The organism is Kitasatospora sp. NPDC058190 (assembly GCF_042883685.1).
Taxonomy (GTDB): Bacteria; Actinomycetota; Actinomycetes; order Streptomycetales; family Streptomycetaceae; genus Kitasatospora.
This window is the reverse complement of record NZ_JBHVVI010000083.1, coordinates 1-24,989: the sequence shown is the minus strand read 5'-3', so window position 1 is coordinate 24,989 and position 24,989 is coordinate 1. Positions and strand designations below refer to the sequence as shown.

Below are 24,989 nucleotides of genomic sequence, written 5' to 3'. Positions count from 1 at the left end.
CCCCGCTCTTCCGGGTGTGACTCCCACGGCGCCGGCCCACCCCTCCGGGCCGGCGCCCCCACTGCCCACCGCCACCTCCTTCGTACGGCTCCCCTCGACCCGGAGGATCGCCTCCCATGTTCGACACAGTTCTGGTCGCCAACCGCGGCGAGATCGCCCTGCGGGTGATCCGCACCCTGCGGCGGCTCGGTGTCCGCTCGGTCGCCGTGTTCAGCGACGCGGACGCCGACGCCCCGCACGTCCGCGAGGCCGACGTCGCGGTCCGCCTCGGCCCGGTCGACCGCAGCGACAGCTCGGCCGCCGAGACCTACCTGCGGACCGACCAGATCCTCGCCGCCGCCCGCCGCACCGGCGCCCAGGCCGTCCACCCCGGCTACGGCTTCCTCGCCGAGAACCCCGGCTTCGCCCGCGCCTGCGCCGACGCGGGCCTCGTCTTCATCGGACCGCCTCCCGGTGCGGTCGAGCTGATGGGTGACAAGATCAACGCCAAGGAGGCCGTGCGGGCCGCCGGTGTCCCGGTGGTCCCCGGCAGCCAGGCCACCGCGCCCACCGACGAGGAACTCGTCGCAGCCGCCGACGAGATCGGCTACCCCGTGCTGCTCAAGCCCTCCGCCGGCGGCGGCGGCAAGGGCATGCGCCTGGTGCGGGACCGCGCCGACCTGCCCACCGAGATCGCCGCTGCCCGCCGCGTCGCCCGCACCGCGTTCGGCGACGACACCCTGCTGCTGGAGCGCTGGATCGACCGGCCGCGCCACATCGAGGTGCAGGTGCTGGCCGACGCCCGCGGCGCCACCGTCCACCTCGGCGAGCGCGAGTGCAGCCTGCAGCGCCGCCACCAGAAGCTGATCGAAGAGGCTCCCTCCGTTCTCCTCAATGCCGAGACCCGCGCCGCGATGGGCGCAGCGGCCGTCCGCGCCGCGGAGTCCTGCGGCTACACCGGGGCCGGCACCGTGGAGTTCATCGTCCCCGGCATCGACCCCGCCGCCCCCGCCTCCGCCTCCGCCGCCGAGGGGGTGCGGGACTTCTTCTTCATGGAGATGAACACCCGTCTCCAGGTGGAACACCCCGTCACCGAACTCGCCGTCGCCGTCGGCCCGGACTCAGCCCGACTCGACCTGGTCGAGTGGCAGCTGCGCGTCGCCGCCGGCGAACCGCTCGCTTTCACCCAGTCCGACATCTCCTTCCTGGGCCACGCCATCGAGGCCCGGATCTGCGCCGAGGACCCGGAGCGCGACTTCCTGCCCACTGGCGGCCGCATCCTCACCCTGGAGGAGCCCCGGGGCGAGGGCATCCGCGTCGACTCCGGGGTCGCCCCCGGAACCGTCGTCGCCAGCGCCTACGACCCCATGCTCGCCAAGGTCATCGCGTACGGGCCCGACCGCCCGACCGCGCTGCGCCGACTCCGCGCCGCGCTGGCCGACACCCGCATCCTGGGTGTCACCACCAACACCGGCTTCCTGCGCCGACTGCTCGCCCACCCCGACGTCGTCGCCGGCCGACTGGACACCGGCCTGGTGGAACAGACGGCCCAGCAGCAGCCGGCCCTGCTGGCCGCGCCGTACTCCCCGTCGAACGCGGTCCCGTCGAACACGACCGCCACGGCCGGGGCCACGGACGCCGCCCGCCCCGCGGACGGAACCGACACCCCGGCGACCGAACCGCCGTCACCGGCCCACCTCCTCTACTACGCGGCCGCGCTGGCACGGCACCTGGAACTCACCCCGACCGCCGACCCCGGCGGCTGGACCGACCCGTTCTCCCTTCCCTCAGGCTGGCGCCTGGGCGGCGCCCCCGCCTGGACCACCCACCGACTCCGTACCCCCGGCCAGGACCCGGTGTCGGTGAGCATCCGTTCGATCACTGCGGGCAACGTAGCCGACGCCACTGACAATTCCGCCGGGCTCACCCGCGAGGTGGAGCTCCGGCTCGACGCCGGGCCGGTCCACCGCGCCCGCGCCACCCTGGCCGGCGACCGGCTGCACCTGACCGTCGACGGCCTGCAGACCGCCTTCGCGCTGGCCACCGACACCACCCCCGGCCTGGCAGCCGGACCGGTGACCTGGCTCGGCATCGAGGGCGACGCCTGGCCGCTGCACGCCTACGACCCGGCCGTCGAGAGCGCCGCCGGGGCCGGCGCGCACCACGGCGCCCTGACCGCCCCGATGCCCGGCACCGTCACCGTCGTGAAGACCACGGCGGGCGAGACCGTCCGCAAGGGCCAGCCCCTGCTCGTGCTGGAGGCCATGAAGATGGAACACGTGATCGCCGCCCCGCACGACGGCGTGGTGGCCGAGCTGCGGGCCGCCGCCGGCGCCACCGTCGCGATGGAGGACCTGCTGGTCGTGGTCACCCCGGCCGAGGAGGCCGCCGAGCCCGCGGAGGTGCTGTCGTGACCACCCAGGAGCCCATCGCCCACGACCCCGACGCCCTCGACCTGGGCCTGCCCGACCCGGTCCGGGCCCCCGGCCTGCCCGAGGAGGTCCGGATCCACGAGGTCGGCCCGCGCGACGGCCTGCAGAACGAGAGCTCGCTGGTGCCCGTCGAGGTCAAGGCGGAGTTCATCGCCCGGCTCGCGGCCGCGGGGCTGCGGACCGTCGAGGCCACCAGCTTCGTTCACCCGAAATGGGTACCCCAGCTCGCCGACGCCGAGGAGCTGATGCCCCGGCTCGCCGACCTGCCGGAGCGTCACCCCGGCCTGCGGCTGCCGGTGCTGGTGCCCAACGAACGCGGCCTCGACCGGGCGCTCGCCCACCACGCCACCGACATCGCGGTCTTCGCCAGCGCCACCGAGACCTTCGCCCGGCGCAACCTCAACCGCTCGGCGGACGAGGCCATGGCGATGTTCCGCCCGGTCGTGACCGGGGCCGCCGAGGCCGGGGCCGCGGTCCGCGGCTACCTCTCGATGTGCTTCGGCGATCCCTGGGAGGGGCCCGTCCCGGTCGAGCAGGTGGTCCGCTACGGCGTGCAGCTGCTGGAGATGGGCTGCGCGGAGCTGAGCCTCGGCGACACCATCGGCGTGGCCACCCCCGGCCAGGTCGGCGCCCTGCTGACCGGCTTCGCGAAGGCCGGCGTGACGGCCGACCGGCTCGCCGTGCACTTCCACGACACCTACGGCCAGGCGCTCAGCAACACCCTGGCGGCGCTGCGCGAGGGCGTCACCACGGTGGACGCCTCGGCCGGCGGCCTGGGCGGCTGCCCGTACGCGAAGAGCGCCACCGGCAACCTGGCCACCGAGGACCTGGTGTGGATGCTGCACGGACTCGGCATCCGGACCGGCGTCGACCTGCGCGCGCTGGTCGCGACCAGCGGCTGGATGGCCGAACGCCTCGGCCGCCCGAGCCCGTCCCGCACCGTCCAGGCGCTGATCGGCACCGCCCGGGGCTGACCCGCTCCGGCCCGATCGACGGGCGCCGGCCGCCCGTTCGGCCCGGCCGGCGCCCCCACGAACCACGTTCATCCCTCAACCACACCGTGCGACCGTCACACCATCAGGCGGGCGGCGGTCATCCCGTTCACGCCCGCGGCCACCCCGGCCGGGCACCAGGAGGATCAGATGCTCGACCACCGGCTCAGCAGCGAGTACGAGGAACTGCGGCGCACCGTCGCCGAGTTCGCCCAGGACGTGGTGGCGCCGAAGATCGGCGAGTTCTACGAGCGGGAGGAGTTCCCCTACGAGATCGTCCGGGAGATGGGGCGGATGGGCCTGTTCGGCCTGCCCTTCCCGGAGGAGTACGGCGGCATGGGCGGCGACTACTTCGCGCTCGGCCTCGCGCTGGAGGAACTCGCCCGCGTCGACTCCTCGGTCGCGATCACCCTGGAGGCCGCCGTCTCGCTCGGCGCGATGCCGATCTACCGGTTCGGCACCGAGGAGCAGAAGCGCGAGTGGCTGCCCCGACTGACCTCCGGCGAACTCCTCGGCGCCTTCGGCCTCACCGAGCCGGAGGGCGGGTCGGACGCCGGCGCCACCCGCACGACCGCGCGGTACGACGAGACCACCGACGAGTGGGTCATCAACGGGACCAAGTGCTTCATCACCAACTCCGGCACCGACATCACCGGACTGGTCACCGTCACCGCGCTCACCGAACCGATCGCTCGTTCGAGTGAAGAGGGCGAATTCCGCTCGCCTGTACGGGAGATCTCCTCCATCATCGTGCCCACCGGGACCCCGGGGTTCCAGGTCTCGAAGAAGTACTCGAAGGTCGGGTGGAACGCATCCGACACCCGCGAACTGTCCTTTACCGACTGCCGCGTCCCCGCGGCCAACCTGCTGGGCGAGCGTGGCCGAGGCTACGCCCAGTTCCTGCGGATCCTCGACGAGGGCCGCATCGCGATCGCGGCCCTGGCCACCGGCCTGGCCCAGGGGTGCGTGGACGAGTCCGTCAAGTACGCCGGCGAGCGCCGGGCCTTCGGCCGGCCGATCGGCGCCAACCAGGCCATCCAGTTCAAGCTTGCCGACATGGAGCTGCGCGCCCACACCTCCCGTCTGGCCTGGCGGGACGCCGCCTCCCGGCTGCTGCACGGCGAACCGTTCAAGAAGGAGGCCGCGATCGCGAAGCTGTACTCGTCCGAGGCCGCCGTCGACAACGCCCGCGAGGCGACCCAGATCCACGGCGGGTACGGCTTCATGAACGAATTCCCGGTCGCCCGCTTCTGGCGCGACTGCAAGATTCTCGAGATCGGGGAGGGCACGTCCGAGGTTCAGCGCATGCTCATCGCCCGGGAGCTCGGCGTCACGTCGTGACGATCACTTCCTGATGGTCACCTCCTGAGCCGAGTCCACCGGGCCAACGCACCGCTCCGCAACTGGTGTTGAGGGGCGGCCGACGGTGGAGGAGGCATCAGGGGGCATCAGGCGACGGCTCGCGAAGGCGAGCCGGGGAGAACGTCCGCGAGAGTCCGCTCGAGAGTCCGCGCGGGGGCCCGTAGGGACTCCGCAGGGCTCCTCGGGAAGTCCTCAAGGGATCACGATCACCGGTCGGTTGGCCCGCCGCGCCAGCCGTCCGGAGACCGAGCCGAAGAGCTTGCCGAGCAGGCCGTGCGTCGTGCCGACGACGATCGCGTCGGCGGCATACTCGCGGCCGACCTCCTCGATCTCGTGGCAGATGTCACCGCCCCGCTCGATCAGGATCCACGGCACCCCGGTGAGGAAGTCCGCGCAGGCGAGTTCCAGGCCGAGGACCTCGGTCCGGTGGTCGGGGAGATCGACGAAGACGGGCGGCTCGCAGCCTGCCCAGACCGTGGCTGGCAGGCGGTTGGCGACATGCACGATCACCAGGCCGCACTGCGATCGGCGGGCCATGCCGACCGCGTAGGCGAGGGCCCGCTCGCTCGACAGCGAGCCGTCGAAACCGACCACGACACCGTGCTGGAACACCGGGTCCAGGGAGCGTCCGGGCGCTTCCTGCGCCGACGGCTCGGTGTGCCCGCCGGTGGCGCCGGGAACCGTCTCCGGACGCTCGGCGCCCGGGCCGGGGCGGCCCGTCATCGGGGGCTCCGCAGGACCGGGCGCGGGCTCGCCACGGCGCTGGCGGGGCCCTGGACGGTCGCGCCGGGCGAGGCTGCCACGGCGGGTGAGGCTGCGCAGAGCGCGCGCGAGGCCTCGGTGTTCACCCCGCTCAGCGCTCGCGACTGCGGGCCGGACTTCATCGCCGGATGCATCGGCCGGAACGCGGTCCGGGGCGTCCGAAGCGTCCCGGGCGTCGCTCGGCAGGTGGCCGGCGGACTCAGCCGGCTCAGCGCGCTCGGCATGCTCGGCGCGCTCGGCATACGGGCCAGCAGGCCCCTCGGCGCGGCCACCGACACCGTCATCGCCATGGTCTTCGGCACCCTCGCCCAAGCCCTCGCCCAGGCCCCCTTCGAGGCGCCCTTCGGCGTGCCCGTCCGAGCCTCCTTCGGCGCGCTCGTCTCGGCGTCCGTCGGCCGGGTCGAGGTTCGTGCGGGCGCCGTCTCCCCCGCGCCCTGCGCCCGCACTGCGGGGCACATCGGGTTCGACCGGTCGGGAAGGCTCAGAAACAGCCATGGCTCACGGCTCTTCAAGGGAGAGGGGCCGACAGGAGAGGACAACGCTGCCCGGGCGGCAGGCCCGCCAACGGGATGACGTCGGTCTACGCCGAGCAGCACCGTATGTGACCTGTTCCTTTCAGAGTACGACGGGCATGGGGCCCAGCCCAGCGGCGAAGCCCTGGAACGATGTTGTTCCCGCGAAAGGGGGATGCGCACGCCGAAACAGTGCGCCCTGCCCGCAGGCGATCGCGCCCCTCCGGAAAGGAGGTTCCCTGGAGCTTGACTGAGCGGACCGGAAGGCGCAACAGGCCCACCGGACACCGTGACCGGACTGTCATGGATTGGCGACGATCCGTTGCGGGATGTCGCGAACCGTTACGCCCCGGGAGCCCAAACCGGCCCCGTCGGCCCGTCCGGACGCCCTCCGTCCATCACGTGCCAGGCCCGTTTCGGCCACTTCGTACGGCTTCGCGACGCGGTCTGGCATTTGCCAAGTGCATAGGCGCGGGCGCTGGCACCATGCTCGACATGGCCCTGCTCCTGTTCGACCTCGACAACACGCTGCTACCCCGGGACGCCGCCTTCCGGGCCTGGGCGCAGGACTTCCTGTCCGAACACCACCTGCCGCCCGGCGACCTCGACTGGTTCGTGACCCTCGACGGGGGCGGCTACGTGCCGCGCAGCACCGTACTGTCCGCCGTCCGGCGCCGCTACGGCTTGGACGCCTCCGTCGAGTTCCTGCTCGCGCACTTCCGACGCGGCATCAACTCGCACATCCACTGTCCGCCCCGGAACATCGAGGCCCTGCGGGCGGCACGGGCGGCGGGGTGGACGCTCGGGATCGTCTCCAACGGCGGCACCCGGCCGCAGTTGGAGAAGATCCGGCGGACCGGGCTGGGGCCGCTGGTCGACGGCTGGGTGATCTCGGAGGAGGCCGACTGCGTCAAGCCGGATCCGCTGATCTTCGAGATAGCCGCCCAGCGGTGCGGCGTCCGGCCGACCGGGGACTGGACGGCGCACACCTGGATGGTCGGGGACCACGCGCCCGCCGACATCGCCGGCGCCGAACTGGCCGGACTGCGCAGCGTCTGGCTGCACCACGACCGGCCGTGGGCGGAGAGCGGCTACCGGCCGACGCTGAAGGCGGCCGGTCTGCCGGAGGCCGTCGGTCTCGTGCTGACGGCGCGCAACGCGCCCTCGGCCCGCTCGGACACCCGGCCGAACGTCCGCTCGGACACCCGAGCAGACGTCCGCTCGGAGGCCCGGTCGGGCGTCCAGGTCGGCGGGCCGATGCGCCGGCAGGCCGTCGGGGCCGCTGCGCGGGGCCCGGCGCGCGCGACGGCGCTGCTCGGCGCGCGATCCGGCGCACGCCCGACGGGGACCGCCCCGGAGGGCCCGAGTGCGCCCGTTGCCGTGAACGCCGGGACGGTTGGTACCTCGGGCGCCGGAGCAGGGGCCGGTGTCCGAAACCGATCAGGTGAGTTTGCCGTGATCGCCGACGGCCGCCTGGGCGCAGGAGTGCAGGCGGAGCCGAGGATCGGGGCGGGCGCGGGGCCGAGCGCCGGGGTGGAACCGGGCGCGGAGGGCGGTCGGGCCGCTCCGATGGTGCGCCCAACGCCCCTTCGCACGGCGGTCGATGGCACTCGCGCGGCGGTCGACGGCGTCGCACCCGCCCAGACCGTCTTCGCCTCGGCGCCGGTCACGGCCACGGCCGCGGCGGCCGCCCGGTAGCGCCGAGGCCGGGTTCCGGTCGCACAGAGGGCCCCGTCGAAACCGGACACCGCACCGCACCGCCCCCACGTCGAAGGCCCTGGTCAGCCGCCCAGCGAGGTGCGGGTCCACCAGCAGGTCGGAGCCAGTTCGGTGAACCCGAGGGTGCGGTAGAGCGGCTCGCCGGCCGAGGTGGCGACCAGGGTGGCCGGACGGTCCGGGTGCGCGTGGGCCAGGGCGGTCCGCAGCACGGCCCGGGCCACCCCCTGGCCGCGCTGGTCAGGCAGGGTGGCGACCCAGTACACCCCGGTGGCCCGGCCGTCGTCGTAGCTGAGGCAGGCACCCGCCGGGGCGCCGTCGACCCGGCCCAGCCAGGCCCGGCAGCCGGGTTGGCGCAGCAGCTGCTCCGGGAGCGCTTCGTTGCGGGTCCAGGGCTGACGGGCGGGCAGCGGGAAGCCGTCCACGATGACCCGCTCGACCTGCGTGAAGGTGTCGCCGTCCAGCGCCTCATCCACCGTCAGGGAGCCACCGCCGCGCGCCGGAGAGACGTCGGGCAGCTCGGTCGGCGCGCCCTCCACCGGGCCGGGCTCACGCGCCATCACCGGCATGATCGGCATCCGGGTGGCCCCGAAGCGGGACAGGTCGAGCCCGCCGTACGGGTCCTCCAGGGTGAAGCGGATGGTCTCCCACTCGTCCAGAAGCGCCGCCAACTCCTTTTCCACAACGCCGGGTTCGACATACGGACGGGTAACCACGAAACGTTGCGAGTCGTCCGGAGTGCGCGCACAGCGGACCGCCGTCAGCCCCGGTTGGACGCGGGACTGCCAGCCGTGCGCGCCGGCTTGGGCGAGCCAGAAGGCGGCTGCATTGTCGTTGGCCTGTTCGAGCCGGCTGTTGGTGTTCATTGCAGGACCGTAGCCCGGCCACCCCGGCCCCGGTTCGGCCGCCCCGGCACTGGCCGGATGAAGCCTGGGAGGCGCACGGCCTGCGCACGTGCGCCCTCACGTGCACCGCCGATTTTCGGTCAATTTCGCGCCGCTCCCTCCCCCTTGGGCAAATCCGCAGCCCAGACCCGCCGGCCGGGTGCCCGGAAGCCGGACGCCCCAGGAACCGCCCCGCGACAACCAGCCACCGTTGCCCGGGCCCTCTTCCCAGAAGGGTCGACGGGTGCCACGCTTCGTGATCGAATGCATCACGCCAAATTGCCATGTCGACATAGCGTCGGATGGTGAACTTGTCACAACGGCAATGGTCCACCCGATAGATTTCGATCTTGGCTAGCAGTGCCGCACCACCCACACCACACCACCGAGGGGGCTTGAGCGCCTTGAGCAGGGTGAGCAGGAGCGACGCGGGTCCTGACAGCGGCCAGGCGCCGACCGGCACCGCGGGTCGGCCCGCGAGAAGCACCGGCACCTCCGCGACCGCCGCCACCACCCGTACCTCCGGCACCCCGAGCATCTCGGGCCCCGCCTCGCACTCCTCCTATCCCCCGGCGGCGTCCGCCACCGGCCCCGCCCTGATCGAGCACGGCGGTCCGGCGTACGGCGGCCAAGCCCACGGCGGGCACGGCGGCCACACCCCCGGCGGACCGGCCCCCTACGGGGTCCAGTCGCCCCAGGGCGGCAACCCGACCTACGGCGGACAACCCGTCAGCCGAGGCCCCGTCACCCCGCCCCAGTCCTACGGCAGCCCCGCCCAGCCCTTCACCGGCGAGTACTCCGGCTACAACGGCCACCCGGCCTACCCCGCCGGCGGCTCGACCCCCGGCGTGAACGGCGCCGGCGGCCCGCTCGGCGGCTTGGCTCTGGGCACCGCCCCCGGCCACGGCCCGCTGGGCCACGGCGGCGGACCGGGCGCCAACGGCTCCCCGGTGGGCCCGCTGACGGCCGGCGCCCCGCGCAAGCTGTCCGGCCGACGCCGCCGGGAGACCGTCGCGGTGCTGATCTTCGGCGGCGCCCCGATCTTCGAGAGCTCCATCCCGCTCTCCGTCTTCGGCGTGGACCGCCAGGACGCCGGGGTCCCCCGCTACCGGCTACTGGTCTGCGCCGGGGAGGAGGGCCCGCTCGCGACCACCGGCGGCCTGACCCTCTCCGCGCCGTACGGCCTGGAGGCCCTCGCCCGGGCCGGCACGATCGTCGTACCGGCCTGGCGCTCGATCTCCCAGCCCCCGCCGGTCGAGGCGATCACCGCCCTGCGCAAGGCCCACCACGAGGGCGCGCGGATCATCGGCCTGTGCACCGGCGCCTTCGTGCTCGCCGCCGCCGGCCTGCTGGACGGCCGCCCGGCGACCACCCACTGGATGTACGCGCCGACCCTGGCCAAGCGCTACCCCCGGGTGCACGTCGACCCGCGCGAGCTCTTCGTGGACGACGGCGACGTGCTCACCTCGGCCGGCACCGCCGCCGGGATCGACCTGTGCCTGCACGTGGTGCGCAGCGACCACGGCGCCGAGGCGGCCAACGCGCTGGCCCGCCGGCTGGTGGTGCCCAGCCGCCGCAGCGGCGGAGGACAGGCCCAGTACATCGATCAGTCTTTACCGGAGGAAATCGGCAACGACCCGCTGGCCGAGGTGGTCACCTGGGCGCTGGAGAACCTCAACCAGCAGTTCGACGTCGAGGTGCTGGCCGCCCGCGCGTACATGAGCCGCCGCACCTTCGACCGCCGTTTCCGCACGCTCACCGGCAGTGCGCCGCTGCAGTGGCTGATCACCCAACGGGTGCTCCAGGCCCAGCGGCTGCTGGAGACCTCGGAACTGTCGGTGGACGACGTCGCGCGCCGGTGCGGGTTCCGTTCGCCGGTGGCGCTGCGCGGGCACTTCCGCCGTCAGCTCGGGGTCTCGCCGGCCGCGTACCGGACCAGCTACCGGGCCCGTCGGCCCGGGCAGCAGTCGCCCGCCCCGGCCGGGGCGCTCGGCGGCGACCTGCGGCTGCCCGGCGCACTGCCGCACCCGGCGGCCACCGCGGCGGGCGGGGCGCTGTTCGGCGGGGCGGCGCCCGGTGCCCAGCCGGCCCATCCGTTCCCGGCAGGGCCCGGGGCACAGGTGCCGGTCGGCCAGGCGGGGACGCACGGCCAGCCGGTCGGTCCCGGTCAGCCGGGGACGCACGGCCACGCCGGTCCGTACGGTCCGGGGCAGGCCGGGACGCCGGCCGCCCAGGGCTTCCACGCCCGCGCGGGCCAGCCGTACCCGCACCAGCCCGCGCAGCAGCCGCACCCCGGGCAGCAGGGTGTGGCGCGCGGTCCGGTGCGGCCGCCGCTGGTGCCGCCGCAGGCCGGGCCGGGTGCGGGGCGTCCGTCGCGCACCGCCGAGCACGCGGCGGCCGAGGACGGCCACCCCCAGCCGGGGGCGCGCGGCCAGGGCCAGGGGCACCGAAGCGCGGTCGAGCGGCCCGGCGACGAGCCGGGTGCGGGCGGTCGCGCGCACGGTGCGCCAGGCGGCCGGGTGCCCGCCACCGCCGCCGGGCAGCCGGCGGCCGGGGCGGGCGAACTCCGGGGCCGGCAGGCCCGGGCGCCGCAGGTCCGCACCCAGGCGGGCCGGGCCACGGCGGCGGACGGCGGACGGGCGGCGCGCGAGGCCCGTCCCGGACGGGACGGGCATGCGGTCCGCACCGGCCGGGAGGGCGAGCACCCGGAGGGCCGCGGACCGCACGGCGGGGCGGAGGAGCACCAGGCCGAGGGCGTCGCTCTGGCACCCCTCTCGGCTCCACCGGTGCCCGCGGCGCGTGATCGCGCCGTAGGGTGAGTTGTGTGAATGACCGTTTGGTATGGATCGACTGCGAAATGACCGGCCTCGACCTCGACCGGGACGCCCTGGTCGAGGTCGCGGTGTTGGTGACGGACTCCGAGCTGAACATCCTCGGCGAGGGCGTGGACGTCATCATCCGCCCGCCGGCGGAGGCGCTGGCGAACATGCCCGAGGTGGTGCGCGAAATGCACACCTCCTCGGGCCTGCTGGAGGAGCTGGAGCAGGGTGTGACCCTGGCCGAGGCCGAGGAGCTCGTCCTCGCGTACGTGCGCCAGCACGTGCCGGAGGCCGGGAGGACGCCGCTGTGCGGAAACTCGGTGGCCACCGACCGCGGCTTCCTGGCCCGGGACATGCCGGCCCTGGAGAAGCACCTGCACTACCGGATCGTGGACGTCTCCTCGATCAAGGAGCTGGCCCGCCGCTGGTACCCGAAGGCGTACTACAACAGCCCGCAGAAGGGTGGGAACCACCGGGCGCTCGCCGACATCCGCGAGAGCATCGACGAACTGCGGTACTACCGCGAGGCGGTGTTCGTGCCGCAGCCCGGTCCGGACGCCGAGACCGCGCGCGCCATCGCCGAGAAGTACCAGGCCCCGGCCGGCTGACCCGGCGAGCCCCCGGCGCGACCGACGCGGCGGGGGGCGCCCGGACGGCCCTCGGAGGGGTGGAGGGGGTGCCCGCGTCTGCCGGAACGAAACCCTGGCGCGAGCACCCTCTCGGATCCTGTAGAGTTCTTCCTGTCGGAACGGGAACGCGAGAGCGGGAACGAACCGGACAGATGGTGGGTGTAGCTCAGTTGGTAGAGCACCTGGTTGTGGTCCAGGTGGTCGCGGGTTCGAGTCCCGTCACTCACCCCAGAGCCCGAGGGGCCGATCTCTTCAAGAGGTCGGCCCCTCGGGCGTTTTCGCGTTGCCTCAGTTGTGCACGCCGGTCCGGCTTTTCCGGTCGGCTTTTCCGATCGGCCCCTGCCGCGAGAAGCTACCGGCTAGTAACATCGTCGTCATGACCACTCCTTCGATCGGCCAGATGCTCGACGCCACCGTGCCGATGGCGCACACCCTGAAGCTCGAGTACCTGGAGACCACCCCGGAGCGCGCCGTGCTCCGGCTGCCCGACCAGCCCGCGTACCACAACCACGTCGGCGGCCCGCACGCCGGCGCGATGTTCACGCTCGCCGAGTCCGCCAGCGGCTGCATCGTGCTCGCCGCCTTCGGGGACCAGCTGTCCCGGGCCGTGCCGCTCGCCGTGAACGCCGAGATCGCGTACAAGAAGCTCGCCATGGGCGAGGTCACCGCCACCGCCGTGCTCGGCCGCCCGGCCGCCGAGGTCGTCGCCGAGCTGGATGCCGGCGGCCGCCCCGAGTTCCCCGTCACCGTCGAGATCACCCGCGCCGACGGCGCCGTCACCGGTGTGATGACGGTCACCTGGACCCTGCGTCCCAACTCCTGACCGCCGCGCGGTCGGTGGCCCCGGGCGGACCGCCCCGGGGCCACGTGCGCGATGACTGTCCGTGACGGCGGGCGTGACCTCACCACCCGTCCGCTCGTTCTCAACTCACGTGCGAGCCAATCACGCGACCAAGCCCCAGGAACCCGCCCGGCGCGGCGTCGCCGGAGCGCGGCGGGCGCTCGCCCGGTGGCTGCCCCACCCGCGCGCCGTCGCCGCCGGAGGGGCCCTGCTCGCACAGCTCTGGGGCATCGGCGCACCCGGCGCGTACGCGGCCTCCGCCGAGCCGCTGCCCGGGCAGGCCCAGCCCGCCGTCCGCCGAGCCGTACCCGGCGTCCCCGCGCTCGACGGGCAGTCAGCCGCCCGCCCCCCGGAACCGGGGCGGCCGGCGGCCCCGGAGCCCGCCCACTCCCCCGGGCTCGTCGGGCACCTGACCGGCGACGCGCCGCTGTACGCGACCACCAGCGGGGTCGGCGGCGTTCTCCAGGAGCGCATCCGGGCCGGCGGGCTCCCGCTGCCCGGGCAGCGCGCCGCCGTCCCCGACGCCTTCGCGCTCGCCTCCGGACTGCTCGACGCCGCCCCCACCCAGGCCCGCCCGGCCGAGACCCGCACCTCCCGCGAGGACGAGCCCGCCGAACCGCCCACCGTTCCCCAGCCGCGCGCTCCCCGGCAGGCGCCCCGGCCACGGCCCGAGACGGCGGAGACTCCCGCGGTGCGGGAGGCCACGGTCCTCGAAGGGCGGAGCACGGTGGAACCCGTCGGTGCGGCAGGCGTCGCGGCCCCCTCCGCGCCGCCCGCCGCACCGACGGACAGCGGGACGCCCGAGGCGCTCGCCCTCGCCGACACGGCGGCCGTAACGGCCGTGGCCGACGACTCCGCGACGGCCACCGCGGTGCTCGCCCCCATCGCCGCCGGACTGCTGCTCACCGGCGCGGCCGTGTGCAAGCACCGCGGACTGCCGCGCGGGCACTGAACGGCTCACGACCCGACCCGCGACACGGTCCACGGCACAGCCCAGGACGCGACCCAGGACGCGACCCAGGACACAGCCCAAGAGACGGCCTAGACCCCGGGGTTCAGCTCCAGTTCCATCAGCGGGAGTTCACGCCCGGGGATCGAGAGGGACGGCGTGCTGCCGATGCGGGTGGCGCCCATCGCCAGGTAGAACGCCTCGGCGTGCGGGTCGGAGTCGATGGTGAGGCGGCGCAGGCCGAGCGCCCGGGCAACGTCTCGGACGTGCCGGAACAGCGCCCGGCCGATACCGCGGCCGATCCGGTCGGGCTCGACGAAGAGCATGGCCAGCTCCCCGGACGGCGGGGCGGCGGCCAGTACGGCGAACCCCCGCGCCCGGCCGCCGTCCTCGGCCACCACCGTGAACGTCGACGCCCGCTCGATCACGGCGGCGTCCACGGTCAGCTCCTCCCGGCAGGCGGCCATGAACGCCTCGTCGTAGCCCCAGTACGCCTTGGCCCGCAGGGCGATGCCGGTGAGCAGCTCGGCCTCGTCCGGGCGGGCTGGTCGGATGGGCATGGCGCCCTCTCGGGTCGGCGGCAGGACAATAGGGCAACAGGGCACAGCGCGGCCGGGCGGCACGGCCATTGTCCGGCGTAACTCGGTCGCGCTCAAACGGATTTACCGCGCCGAGGCGGGCCGCGGCGAGCGCGGCCGTCAGCGGAAGACACCCGGCGGCGGGGCCGGGGACGGCGCGGCGGTGGCGTCGGTGGCGGGAACGGCCCCCGCGGTGAAGTCGCTGAGGGCGCGGCCGTGTTCGACGCGGCCGTGGGAGGAGTCGGAGGCGACGCGGCGGGTGAGGTCGGGGACGGGCAGGGGGGTGTGGGCGGCGGCGAGGATCAGGTTGCCGAAGCGCTTGCCGCGCAGGACGGCGGGGTCGGCGACCAGGCAGAGTTCGGGGAAGACCGCGGCGAGGGTGGCGACCTGGGAGCGGGCGAAGGGCAGGGCGGCGCCGTCGGCGATGTTGGCGGTGTACCAGCCGCCGGGGGCGAGGGCGCGGGCGGCGAGCGTGGTGAACTCGACCGTGGTGCAGTGGGCCGGGGTGCGGGCGCCGGAGAAGACGTCGGTGATGACCAGGTCGACGCTGGCCTCGGGGGTGCGCTCCAGCACGGTGCGGGCGTCCGCGCCGCGCACCTTGATCTGCCAGCCGCGCTCCAACGGGAGCTCGGCGCGGACGAGTTCGGTGAGCTCGGTGTCGATCTCGGCGACCTGCTGGCGGGAGCGCGGCCGGGTGGCCGCCACGTAGCGGGCCAGGGTGAGGGCGCCGCCGCCCAGGTGCAGGACGGTCAGCGGGCGGCCGAGCGGGGCGGCCAGGTCGATCAGGTGGCCGAGCCGGCGCTGGTACTCGAAGCCGAGGTGGGTCGGGTCGGCGAGGTCGACCAGGGACTGCGGGGCGCCGTCGATCAGCAGGGTCCAGGCGGCGGGACGGTCGCGGTCGGGGAGCAGTTCGGCCAGGCCGGAGCCGACGGGACGGCTGAGCGGGCCCTGGGCGTGGGTGCGCCCGCCCGGCCCGGTGGTGGCTTCCGGCTCCGGGTTGCGCGCGGCCCTGCTACTTCGTCCCATGGCGGCCATTATCGCCGCCGAGGGGAAACACCCACAGGTCAGGGGCGTGCCGTGGGGATCCGGCCGGAAAGGGTTTCGGGCCCGGCGGAATCCTCGCGGCACGCCCGCTAGAACGGGCCGAGGCCGCCCGCGGTGAGCGTGCAGGCGGCCTCGCAGAGGGCGGAGCGGAGAACCCAGGCGTCGGTGGGGCGGGCGGCGCGGCCGGCGCCGGAGGGCGGGATCACCCAGCGCGGGTCGGTGGTGCCGGGCACCAGGGCGCCGGCCGTACAGGAGCTGCCGGGCAGGTGCCAGGTCTCCCAGGTGCCGGCCGGGACGAGGAAGGAGACCGTGCTGCCGTTGCGGCTCTGGAGGACGGCTCCGCAGGCGCGGCGCAGCCGCAGGATGTCGACGGCCTCCAGGCCGTGCCGCAGGGCGACCGTCACGGTGTCGCAACCGGTGACCAGGGTGCCCTCCTCGGGGACGGCGGCGTCCCGGCGCAGGCCGCCGCAGGAGCCGCGGCCGCCGTCGACCGGGCCCCGGCCGGGGAAGTGCTCGTCGGCGGGGTCGGGGAGCAGGGCGGGAGCGGCGCCGGCGAGCACACCCCCGACGACGGGTCGGTACTGCGGCAGTCCGGTGGCCATCATGAGCCCTCCTGTACCTCGTCGGGTCGGAAGCGCAGTCGCCCGTGGGTGGGGTGCCGGAGGCGGGGACGGGCCGGGGGGACGGCCTGGGCTTCCACGTATCAGGACAACGCGGCGGTGGCACCCGAGGCCACGGGGCGCATTACAGCAAGGCATGGCATTTCATGGCGGATATCCCGCAAGAACGCCCGCTTTGCACCGCATTGACGGCAGATGTCCAGCAAACCGACTGCGGCCGGTCGGTGACTCCGAGTATTCTCGGCGCCATGGCAGCCACCCCACCGGCCGAGCCGAACCGACCGTCCCCCAACACCGCGATGCGCGCACTGCGCGGCGACCGCTCACCCGGCGAGTTCGCCATGGCCGTCCGCCGGGCCGCCCGCGAGATCGGCGAGCACGTGTCCTGCGACGCCCGCTACGTCGGACGGGTCGAGTCCGGTGAGATCCGCTGCCCCAACTACGCCTACGAGCGGGTCTTCCGGCACATGTGGCCGGACCGCACGCTCACCGACCTCGGCTTCGCCCCCCGCACCACCGTCCGCCGCCGCCAGGCGGGGAGCGGCCGGGCGGCCGGGGCGGCCCCGCTCCACCCGCCGTTCCCGCCCCTGCCCGCCCCGCGCTCACCACTCTCCACCCAACTCCCGTACGCTGCCTCGCCGTACGCGGATCCAGCCGCTCCGGACGGGCCCCCGTGGCCGAGGGCCGGCGCGGTGCCCAGGGGGCCCGATGGATCGCCCTATCTCGACGAGGAGAACGACGACGTGCGTCGCCGTACGTTCCTGGCCGGCGGCTCGACCGCGCTGGCCACCGTGATCGGCATCGACCGACCGGCCGCTGCCGCCCCCGCAGCCGGTGCCGGCTTCGACCCGGCGGCCGGCCAAGGCGCCGTGCCCGGTGCCGTGCCCGGTGCGGAGTTCACCGCACCATCACTGCTCGGCCTCGACCCGGTGGTGCCCGGCCGCCCCGGGCCGGTACCGCCGCCGCGCAAGGTCGGCGCCGCCGAGGTGCTCGGCGTCGAACAGGCCGTCCGGGAGATCAGACTGGCCGACGACGCGCACGGCGCCGACGCCCTGTACGACCTCGCCGGACAGTCGCTGCGCACCGCCTACGTGCTGCTCAACGAGGGCGAGTACACCGCCGAGACGGAGCGCAGGCTCCAAGCCGGAGCGGGCGAACTCGCCATCTCCGTAGGCTGGTTGGCGCACGACTCGAACCGGCTCGCGGACGCCCGCTCGTTCTACGCCGAGGCGCTCGCCACCGCCCGGATGGCCGGGGACCCCGCCCTGGAGGCGCACGTCTTCTGCAACAGCGCCTTCCTCGCCCGGGACGCCGGACGCCCCCGCGAGGCACTGCGTGCCGCGCAGGCCGGGCAGTCCGCCGCCCGGCAGTTGGACTCCGACCGGCTGCTCGCCCTGCTGGTCATGCGCGAGGCCGGCGCCTGGGCCGTGCTGCGGGACCGATCCTCCTGCGAACGCGCGATCGGCCGGGCGTACACGCTGTTCGACCGGGGGCCGTCCGAGGGCGACCCGGAGTGGATGTCCTTCTTCGGCGAGGCGGAGTTCGTCGGCCTGCAGTCGCAGTGCTGGTCCGCGCTCGGCGACTGGGACCGCGCCAGCGAGCAGGCCGCGCTGGCCATAGCGCTGCAGGAGCCGCACTTCGTCCGCAACCGGGTGCTGTACACCGCCGAGCTGGCCCACGACCGGCTCGGCCGGGGGGACTTGGCGGGGGCGGCGCACCACGGCTCGGCCGCCGTCGCGCTGTTCGGCGAGGTCCGCTCGGCCCGAATCCGCAGCATGCTGGCGGACACCGCCGGCCGGCTGCGCCGGCACGCCTCGGTGCCCGAGGTCCGCCGCTTCCTGGCCGGGTACGACCAGGCCGCGGCGGCCTGAGCGGCCGCGGCCGGGCCGCCGGCCGGAGGATCAGTGGCCGGAGTTCAGCCCCTCCAGGTGGGACAGGTCGTTCCACACCTCCACCGCCGGGGCGCCGTACTCCCAGGACAGCACGCACAGCGCCGCCGTACCGAGCTTGAACCGCTGGGCGAACTCGGGCGGCAGGCCCAGCCAGCGGGCGCTCAGGATGCGCAGCACGTGGCCGTGCGCGAACAGGACGACGTCCCGATCGGCGCAGTGCATGACCGTGGTGTCCGAATCCGGGACGCCGTGCTCCTCGTGGAGGCCGGCGAGGAAGGCGTCCACCCGGGCGGCCACCTCGGAGAGCTTCTCGCCGCCGGGCACCCCGTCGCGCCAGATCAGCCAGCCGGGGTGGTCGGTGGCCCGGATGTCCGCACCGGTGCGGCCCTCGTACTGGCCGTAGTCCCACTCCATGAGCTCCGGGCGCTCCACCGCGCGGTCGCCGAAGCCGGCCAGTTCGCAGGTCTCCTTGGCGCGGCCGAGCGGGCTGGTGTAGACGAGCGCGTCCGGCAGTCCGTTCCAGGGGGCCTTGGCGAGCCGGGCGCCGAGCGCCCGGGCCATCGCGCGGCCCTCCTCGGTCAGCGGGATGTCGGTGCGGCCGGTGTGTTGGCCGGTGGCCGACCACTCGGTCTCACCGTGGCGGACCAGCACGATTCGGGCGGGCATGGGGGGCTCCTCGCAGCAGGGCGGTCGGCGGGGCGGTCAACGGTCGGTCTCACCCTTGAGCACCGGGCTCCATGATCCCCCACCCGGACACCGCCCCGAGCCGAAGGGCGCGCCGCTGCCGAGAGCGAGGAGCGACAAGCGAGGGACGAGCGCCGGAGCGACGACCGCCGGCAGCGGATCCGAGCGCCCGGCGGCGAGCGGGCGAGTCACAACCACGATCGCGGGCCGCGGTGCCCGCCGGTTCCAGCCGGAACGGGCCGGTCCGCACCGCGGTGTCGGACCCGGATGCGACACTGAACGGCACCATGAACGTCTCGACGAACGTCTCGCTCAGCGGGCCCGCTGAGCCGCTCGCCCTGCGGCTCGCCGAGCTGCGCGGACCGGCCCCGCAGCGCAGTCTGAACGCCCGCGCCCTCGCCGCGCTCGCCGCCAATCCGGGCTGTCACCGCCGCGCCGTGCTGGACGCGGCCGGGGTCGACAAGTCCGCGCTGGCCGCCCGGCTCGGCCGCCCCGCCCCCTTCGGCCAGTCCCCGTTCGCGATCGCCCGCGGCGTGATCTTCGAGTCCCGGCTGAAGGCGGACGACTACTCCGCGCTGCTGGAGCCGCTGCGCGCCCACCTCGGCGTCCCGGCCGACGACCGCGCCCCGCTGCTGGTGCCCGACCTGCTGCACCGCTCCGGCCCGGCCGTCCGCGCCGACCGGACGGCCGAGGCACTGGCCCTGGCCGCCGCCGAGCCGGAGGCCTGGACCCTGCTGGACCACCCGATGCTGCGCCTGGAGGTGGCGGGCAGCACCGCCTATCTGGAGCCGGACGCGCTGGTGGTGCACGGCGGGCGGTGCACGGTGGTCGAGATCAAGTCCTTCCCGGTGCTGGACGGCAGCGCGGACCCGGCCAAGGTCGGCGCCGCCGCCCGCCAGGCCGCCGTGTACGTGCTGGCGCTCCAGCGGACCGCCGCCGCGGCCGCCGGGCAGGCGCCGACCGACGACCCGTACACCGAGCAGCGGCTGCCGGGCAGCCCCCGCACCAGCGTGCTGCTGGTCTGCCCGAAGGACTTCGGCAACCGGCCGACCGCGGTCGCCGTCGACGTCCGCCGCGAGCTGGCCGTCACCCGCCGCCAGCTGAGCCGGATGACCGGCATCGACCGGCTGCTGGACACCCTGCCACCGGGCACCGACTTCGACCTGGCCGCCGACCGGGACGGCGCCCCGGCCCGGACCTCCGAGCAGCTGACCGCCGCGGTCGAGTCGGTGCCCGCCGCGTACAGCCCGGACTGCCTCTCCTCCTGCGAGCTCGGCTTCCACTGCCGCGCCCAGGCCCGCTGCGGCGACCGGGTCGAGCAGCTCGGCCGGGGCGTGCGCGGCGAGCTGGGCAGCATCCGCACGGTCACCGGGGCACTGGCCGCCGCGTCCGGCTCGAACGGCGGCGGCACGGACAGCGGCGGCACGGACAGCGGCGGCACGGACGACGGCGACGACGCCGTGGACGACGCGGCCGAGCGCCTGGCCTACGCGGCCGCCCTGCGCGCGGAAGCGCTGGGTGTGGGCGCATGAGCTTGTTGACCACCCTCGCCCGGCTGGAGGCCGTCCGCAGCGGGCGGGCCGAGCCGCTGGCCACCGTCCGGCACCGGCACCTGTCCGAGCGCCCGATGGTGCTGATCCCGCTGACCGCCGCCGGTGAGTCCGGCGCGCCGCTGGCCGTGATGCTGGGCACCGACCGGGACGCGCCCCAACTGCACCTGGTGCCGCAGCCACTCAACCGCACCCTGCGCTTCGACTTCCTGGCCGAGCTGGCCGCCGACCTGCTGCCGTACCTGGAGTCCTTCGCCGACGACGTCGAGCAGATCGAGGGCTCCGAGAAGGACCCGGAGACCGGCGAGAAGACCCAGGTCTTCCGCGAGCTGTGCTCCGACGCGCCGCAGCTGATCGTGCCCAACGGCGCCGGCGTGCACCACCTCGCCCTGATCGGCCGCTCCACCCGGTTCCGCCGCACCGTCGAGGACGCCGAGCCCGGCCCCTACCCGGCGCCGCTGCGGGTGCCGCTGCTCGGCCGCTGGCTGACCCATCTGACCGACCGCGCTCAGGTGCCCGGCTCCAGCCTGCTGCTGCCGATGACCGGCCTGCTCGCCCGGCACTGGGCCACGGGACAGAGCCACCTGGAGGACCAGCACCTGGCCGCCCGGCTGGCCTGGCACGACCCGCCGCCGGGCCTGACCGGCGCGCGGGCGGCCGAGCTGGCCGAGAGCGGCCGGGACGAGCACGGCCAGCTGCTGCACCCGCCGGCCGGTCCGGCCACCGACCCGCGCTTCGACGAGTTCGTGCTCGCCCCGGCGATCGCCCGCTACGACACCGCCACCACTGCCCTACGACACAGCGCCGAGCAGCGGGACGACGCCGCCGCCGAGCGCGCCCGGGCGGCCGTCCGCTCGGCGGTCGACCAGCTGACGGAGGTGCTGACCGCCGTCCTGCTGCCCACCTGGCGGGACGTCTGGCGGGGCCTGGACCTGCTGCGCGCCCTGCCGCCGGCCGGCCACCTGGAGGAGCGCTGGACCGGCGACCGCTGGTCCTACACCGGCCACCGGGACCGCCTCGCGGCCGGCGAGCCCCCGCAGCCCCGGCAGGACGACGCCGTCACCGCTGCCCGCAAGCTCGCCCAGCGCGAGCGCGAGCAGGCCCGCCTCGACGTCCAGGAGGCGCTGGACGACCCGCTGGCGATGGCCGAACACCGGCTGTCCGGCGAGGCGTTCAGCGGGGTGGTGACGGAGGTGGTACCGGACTGGGACACCACCGGCCGCTCCCCCAAGCCCCGCCCGCTGCTCACCCTGCGCACCGCCGACCGCCCGCACGCGGACCTCGGCCGGGAGGTGCACCGGGTGCACGGCCCGTCGGCGCAGAAGGCCGAGATCGTCGCGGTCGAGCCCGCCGAGGGCACCATCACCCTGCGGGTGCTGTCCGGCATGGGCCGCAAGAAGGAACCGGAGCCGGGCAGCCTGCCCGAGCCCGGCGAGCCGGTCACCTTCACCCTGTTCGAGTTGACGGTCCGCCAGGCCGCGCCGCTGCCCGAGCCGGACGACACCCCGTGGACCCACGGCGGCCCGCCCGGCGCCGCGCCCGTAGCCGCCCCGTCCGCCTCCGAGGAGTGGGAGTGATGGCCGAACCGGCCCCCGAGTCGACCCCCGGAGCCGAGGTGAGCCCCGGAGCCGGGTCGAGCCCCGAGCAGTCCCCGGGCGCGGCCGCCGATGCCGCCGTGGCCCGCATCCTGACGGCCACCGTCCACCCGCCGGCCGGCGCCCCGCGCGGTGTGGTGGTGGACTCCCCGCCCGGCGCCGGGAAGTCCACCCTGGTGGTGCGGGCCGCCCGGGAGCTGGTGGCGGCCGGCGAACGGCTGATGATCGTCGCCCAGACCAACGGGCAGGTGGACGACCTGGTCGGCCGGCTGGCCGAGAAGGCCCCGGAGTTGACGATCGGCCGGTTGCACGCGGCGGACTCCAGGCCCGGCCCGGAGGTGCTCAAGCACGCCAACGTCACGCCCTCCGACAAGGTCGCCGACCTGGTCGAGCAGGACGTGGTGATCTCCACGTCCGCCAAGTGGCAGTGGGTCCGGGCCGAGGCACCGTGGCGGCACGCGATCGTCGACGAGGCGTACCAGATGCGCTCGGACGCCCTGCTCGCGGTGGCCCGGCTGTTCGAGCGGGCGCTGTTCGTCGGCGATCCGGGCCAGCTGGACCCGTTCACCGTGGTCGGAACCGAGCAGTGGGCGGGCCTGTCCTACGACCCGTCCAGCAGCGCCGTGGTCACCCTGCTGGCGCACAACCCGCAGATCGAGCCGCACCGGCTGCCGGTCTCCTGGCGGCTGCCCGCCAGCGCGGCGCCGCTGATCTCGCGGGCGTTCTACCCGTACACGCCGTTCCGTTCCGGCACCGGCCCGGACGACCGCCGGCTGACCGCCGCGGTCCGCCCCGACGGCTCGGCGCTGGACGCCGTGATCGACCGGGCGGCCGAGCACGGCTGGGCACTGCTGGAACTGCCCGCCCGGCACACCGTACGCACCGACCCGCAGGCGGTGGCGGCCGTGGCGGCCACCGTCCGGCGGCTGCTGGAGCGCGGCCTGACCGCCCACTCCGAGCAGGGCGAGGCCCCGCTCACCGCGGACCGGATCGCCGTCGGTACCGCCCACCGGGACCAGGCGGCGGCGGTGCGGGCGGCCCTGCTCAGGGCGGGCGTGCCGGTGGACGGCGCGGCCGGTCCGGCCGTCACCGTGGACACCGCCAACCGGCTCCAGGGTCGGGAGTACGACGTCACGGTGGTGCTGCACCCGCTCTCCGGACGCCCGGACGCGACCGCCTTCCACCTGGAGACCGGCCGGCTCTGCGTGCTCGCCTCCCGGCACCGGCATGCCTGCATCGTGGTGGCCCGGGCCGGGATCGCCGAGCTGCTGGACGAACACCCGTCCACCGAGCCGGTCCAGTTGGGCGTCCCGGTGGCCTTCCCGGACGGCTGGGAGGCCAACCACCAGGTCCTCCAGCACCTCAGCGGCCACCGGGTCCACCTGCGGTAGCTCGTCAGTCCTCGGTCTCGCACACCGCGAAGGCCACCACCGAGCCGCGTTCCGCCTGGGCGCTCCAGCCGGCCGCGTCGGCGGTCGGCCCGTTGGCGCGCACCGGGCCGACCGCATCGGGCTGGAGCCGGTAGCCGCCGCCGGTCAGGTGGGTGCCGGCCGGGCAGGTCGCGGTCGAGACGCCGCCGGGGGCGCTGGGCGGGCCGGTGACCACTTTCGCCGTCTCGGCGGCGAAGGCGGGCGCCACCGGGACCCCCGGCAGGGCCGGTGCGAGGACGGCGGCGGCGAACAGGACGGAGGCGGGCAGGGCCTTCGGTGCGCGCATGGGGTACTCCCGATTCGGTGGGCGACTCCTGTGCCGGGAACAACCGCTTCGCATGCGATCCGGATACGCGACGGATGCGCGGCGCCCGAGGCGCGCCCCCGGCGCGCGCCGGGGAATAGCGCCCGCACGCGCACCGTTCCGCTACCGGCCGCCGCCGCGAGACAATGGACGACGGCCACAACCGGGCGGTGCGGCCCGGAGCAGCCCGCCCACCCACCCTCACCGAGACCCCGGAGGTGTCCGTCCATGCCCGACTCCCCCGCCGAGGCGCCCGAGCCGACCCGCCGTAAGCGCCCGTCGCAGCTGCTGTTCGAGCCGCAGTCCGCCGAGCCGGAGCCGGAACGATTCTTCGACCTGGAGTCCATCGACGACCCCGCGGAGCTGCTGCGCCGCTCCACCGAACTGGCCCTGGCCTTCCGGGCGGCCGCCGAGCGGGCCACCGACTTCCAGGCGGTCGCCGCCGCGCAGCTGGCCGACCCGCGCCGGTTCGACGCGCTGTCGAGCACCGAGATCGCCGAGCGGGCGGACTGGACCCCCGACTACGCCGACAAGATGATCGAGTACGGCCGCGACCTGCTCCAGCCGCGACGCCACGAGGACTGACCGGCTGACCCCTGGCATATGCCAGAGGCGGAAGGGTACGCGGCGCCCCGCGACCCTGTCCGGCAAACGGCGCTTTCCGCCACACCGGGGTCGCGCACGGCACAGGCTGCTGGGCGTGGACATCTGGACGTATCAGTCGGTGGAGTACCTCACCGTGGCCGGAGAGGCCTGGCTCGCCTCCGCCAGCGAGTACCCGCGCAGCATGCGCGCCCTCTGGGAGTCCCGTCCGTGGGCGCCCTCGGTACTGCCCTGCGGACGGGCCTTCGACGTGATCAGCATGCCGTCGCTGTTCGGCCGCCGGGTGCTGGACGAGCTGCGGGCCTCCGGCCCGGGCTGCGGACCGGTCGCGAGCTACCGGGGGCGCATCCTGCTGTTCGTCCGGCCCGGCGCGGCGCCCCGGCTGCGTCGACTGCTGGCCTGGGAGGAGTGGGCCCGGGACGTGCCGCCACTGCTGTGCCACGGCAAGGGCGACGCGGTGACCGTGCCGCCGCTCCAGCGGATGGTGCACAGCCCGGAGTCCTCCGGCCGGGGCTCCGGCCGCTGGATCGTCGCCCCGGAGGAGCGGGAGCCCTGGCTGCCCGGCGCCTCGGTGGTCCTCTGGGCCTGCGTACGGGCGGCGCGCGAGCCCGGCGCGCCCGCCCCGGCGGAGCCCGCCGTCGTGACCGGAGGGTGAACGGAGGGCGACCGGTATTCGATTTTGGCTCGGACGCCGGCCGCTGCTAGAGTCTTCTCTGTCAGCAGGCGCCGCTAGCTCAGTTGGTTAGAGCAGCTGACTCTTAATCAGCGGGTCCGGGGTTCGAGTCCCTGGCGGCGCACAGACAGCCGGAAGG

20 protein-coding genes, 2 tRNA genes and 2 pseudogenes are annotated in these 24,989 nt (G+C 75.0%); 17 read left to right on the top strand and 7 right to left on the bottom strand.

Annotated features, from left to right (window positions below):
- Positions 1 to 116 precede the first annotated feature (116 nt).
- The 3 genes from ACFVWU_RS31035 to ACFVWU_RS31025 all read left to right on the top strand — a co-directional run bounded on the left by ACFVWU_RS31035 (position 117) and on the right by ACFVWU_RS31025 (position 4,744).
- Positions 117 to 2,393 (top strand): biotin carboxylase N-terminal domain-containing protein, encoded by a 2,277-nt coding sequence (locus tag ACFVWU_RS31035; protein ID WP_387627112.1) that lies wholly within the window; start codon positions 117 to 119, stop codon positions 2,391 to 2,393.
- Positions 2,390 to 3,385, top strand: coding sequence for a hydroxymethylglutaryl-CoA lyase (locus ACFVWU_RS31030; protein WP_387627110.1), 996 nt, complete (start codon positions 2,390 to 2,392; stop codon positions 3,383 to 3,385). The genes ACFVWU_RS31035 and ACFVWU_RS31030 overlap by 4 nt, the downstream gene beginning before the upstream one ends.
- A 168-nt stretch (positions 3,386 to 3,553) precedes the next feature.
- Positions 3,554 to 4,744, top strand: a complete 1,191-nt coding sequence (locus tag ACFVWU_RS31025; protein WP_387627108.1) for an acyl-CoA dehydrogenase family protein — start codon at positions 3,554 to 3,556, stop codon at positions 4,742 to 4,744.
- A gap of 213 nt (positions 4,745 to 4,957) precedes the next feature.
- Here ACFVWU_RS31025 and ACFVWU_RS31020 read toward each other — a convergent pair.
- Positions 4,958 to 5,410, bottom strand: a pseudogene (locus tag ACFVWU_RS31020) (universal stress protein); the annotation flags it as partial.
- Between the two features lie 303 nt (positions 5,411 to 5,713).
- Between ACFVWU_RS31020 and ACFVWU_RS31015 the strand changes: the two are divergent.
- On the top strand, positions 5,714 to 6,100 hold the full coding sequence (locus ACFVWU_RS31015) for a hypothetical protein (protein WP_387627106.1): 387 nt from the start codon (positions 5,714 to 5,716) through the stop codon (positions 6,098 to 6,100).
- Between the two features lie 434 nt (positions 6,101 to 6,534).
- Positions 6,535 to 7,737, top strand: a complete 1,203-nt coding sequence (locus tag ACFVWU_RS31010) for an HAD family hydrolase (RefSeq protein ID WP_387627104.1) — start codon at positions 6,535 to 6,537, stop codon at positions 7,735 to 7,737.
- A gap of 83 nt (positions 7,738 to 7,820) precedes the next feature.
- Here the strand turns inward: ACFVWU_RS31010 and ACFVWU_RS31005 are convergent, their stop codons facing one another.
- Complete coding sequence (locus ACFVWU_RS31005) at positions 7,821 to 8,621, bottom strand: GNAT family N-acetyltransferase (protein WP_387627103.1); 801 nt, start codon at positions 8,619 to 8,621, stop codon at positions 7,821 to 7,823.
- Positions 8,622 to 9,589: 968 nt separating this feature from the next.
- Between ACFVWU_RS31005 and ACFVWU_RS31000 the strand changes: the two are divergent.
- From ACFVWU_RS31000 to ACFVWU_RS30980, 5 genes and pseudogenes are all read left to right on the top strand, one after another.
- Positions 9,590 to 10,601, top strand: a pseudogene (locus ACFVWU_RS31000) (helix-turn-helix domain-containing protein); the annotation flags it as partial.
- An 862-nt stretch (positions 10,602 to 11,463) separates the two neighbouring features.
- Entirely contained in the window at positions 11,464 to 12,066 is a 603-nt protein-coding gene (gene orn, locus ACFVWU_RS30995) for an oligoribonuclease (RefSeq protein WP_380612739.1), read from the top strand.
- A gap of 176 nt (positions 12,067 to 12,242) precedes the next feature.
- A tRNA-His gene (locus ACFVWU_RS30990) sits at positions 12,243 to 12,318 on the top strand.
- Positions 12,319 to 12,463: 145 nt separating this feature from the next.
- A complete protein-coding gene (locus ACFVWU_RS30985) occupies positions 12,464 to 12,910 on the top strand; it encodes a DUF4442 domain-containing protein (protein ID WP_270146831.1) in 447 nt (148 codons plus the stop codon).
- 109 nt (positions 12,911 to 13,019) lie between these two features.
- Positions 13,020 to 13,880, top strand: a complete 861-nt coding sequence (locus ACFVWU_RS30980) for a hypothetical protein (RefSeq protein ID WP_387627102.1) — start codon at positions 13,020 to 13,022, stop codon at positions 13,878 to 13,880.
- An 89-nt stretch (positions 13,881 to 13,969) separates the two neighbouring features.
- On the opposite strand, the gene ACFVWU_RS30975 is transcribed toward ACFVWU_RS30980, so the two are convergent.
- The 3 genes from ACFVWU_RS30975 to ACFVWU_RS30965 all read right to left on the bottom strand — a co-directional run bounded on the left by ACFVWU_RS30975 (position 13,970) and on the right by ACFVWU_RS30965 (position 16,104).
- Positions 13,970 to 14,437, bottom strand: a complete 468-nt coding sequence (locus tag ACFVWU_RS30975; protein ID WP_387627101.1) for a GNAT family N-acetyltransferase — start codon at positions 14,435 to 14,437, stop codon at positions 13,970 to 13,972.
- A 138-nt stretch (positions 14,438 to 14,575) separates the two neighbouring features.
- Positions 14,576 to 15,481, bottom strand: coding sequence for a spermidine synthase (locus ACFVWU_RS30970; protein WP_387627099.1), 906 nt, complete (start codon positions 15,479 to 15,481; stop codon positions 14,576 to 14,578).
- A 107-nt stretch (positions 15,482 to 15,588) separates the two neighbouring features.
- Positions 15,589 to 16,104, bottom strand: a complete 516-nt coding sequence (locus ACFVWU_RS30965) for a hypothetical protein (protein ID WP_387627098.1) — start codon at positions 16,102 to 16,104, stop codon at positions 15,589 to 15,591.
- Positions 16,105 to 16,367: 263 nt separating this feature from the next.
- On the opposite strand from ACFVWU_RS30965, the gene ACFVWU_RS30960 reads away from it, so the two are divergent.
- Entirely contained in the window at positions 16,368 to 17,990 is a 1,623-nt protein-coding gene (locus ACFVWU_RS30960) for a tetratricopeptide repeat protein (protein ID WP_387627096.1), read from the top strand.
- 30 nt (positions 17,991 to 18,020) lie between these two features.
- On the opposite strand, the gene ACFVWU_RS30955 is transcribed toward ACFVWU_RS30960, so the two are convergent.
- A complete protein-coding gene (locus ACFVWU_RS30955) occupies positions 18,021 to 18,677 on the bottom strand; it encodes a histidine phosphatase family protein (RefSeq protein WP_387627094.1) in 657 nt (218 codons plus the stop codon).
- Positions 18,678 to 18,982: 305 nt separating this feature from the next.
- Here ACFVWU_RS30955 and ACFVWU_RS30950 point away from each other — a divergent pair, with 305 nt between their 5' ends.
- From ACFVWU_RS30950 to ACFVWU_RS30940, 3 genes are read left to right on the top strand one after another with little or no spacing between them, the layout of a single operon-like run.
- Entirely contained in the window at positions 18,983 to 20,227 is a 1,245-nt protein-coding gene (locus tag ACFVWU_RS30950) for a hypothetical protein (RefSeq protein ID WP_387627092.1), read from the top strand.
- Positions 20,224 to 21,822 carry a hypothetical protein gene (locus ACFVWU_RS30945; RefSeq protein WP_387627090.1) on the top strand — a complete coding sequence of 533 codons (1,599 nt, stop codon included), beginning with the start codon at positions 20,224 to 20,226 and terminating at the stop codon, positions 21,820 to 21,822. The genes ACFVWU_RS30950 and ACFVWU_RS30945 overlap by 4 nt, the downstream gene beginning before the upstream one ends.
- Positions 21,822 to 23,231 carry an AAA family ATPase gene (locus tag ACFVWU_RS30940; RefSeq protein ID WP_387627088.1) on the top strand — a complete coding sequence of 470 codons (1,410 nt, stop codon included), beginning with the start codon at positions 21,822 to 21,824 and terminating at the stop codon, positions 23,229 to 23,231. The genes ACFVWU_RS30945 and ACFVWU_RS30940 overlap by 1 nt, the downstream gene beginning before the upstream one ends.
- A gap of 4 nt (positions 23,232 to 23,235) precedes the next feature.
- Here the strand turns inward: ACFVWU_RS30940 and ACFVWU_RS30935 are convergent, their stop codons facing one another.
- Positions 23,236 to 23,556, bottom strand: a complete 321-nt coding sequence (locus ACFVWU_RS30935) for a hypothetical protein (RefSeq protein WP_387627087.1) — start codon at positions 23,554 to 23,556, stop codon at positions 23,236 to 23,238.
- 246 nt (positions 23,557 to 23,802) lie between these two features.
- On the opposite strand from ACFVWU_RS30935, the gene ACFVWU_RS30930 reads away from it, so the two are divergent.
- The 3 genes from ACFVWU_RS30930 to ACFVWU_RS30920 all read left to right on the top strand — a co-directional run bounded on the left by ACFVWU_RS30930 (position 23,803) and on the right by ACFVWU_RS30920 (position 24,974).
- The gene (locus ACFVWU_RS30930) at positions 23,803 to 24,159 is read left to right on the top strand and encodes a hypothetical protein (RefSeq protein WP_387627086.1); all 357 of its coding nucleotides are present in this window, start codon (positions 23,803 to 23,805) and stop codon (positions 24,157 to 24,159) included.
- 115 nt (positions 24,160 to 24,274) lie between these two features.
- Positions 24,275 to 24,832, top strand: a complete 558-nt coding sequence (locus ACFVWU_RS30925) for a bifunctional DNA primase/polymerase (RefSeq protein WP_387627084.1) — start codon at positions 24,275 to 24,277, stop codon at positions 24,830 to 24,832.
- Between the two features lie 68 nt (positions 24,833 to 24,900).
- Positions 24,901 to 24,974, top strand: a tRNA-Lys gene (locus ACFVWU_RS30920).
- Positions 24,975 to 24,989: the final 15 nt, after the last annotated feature.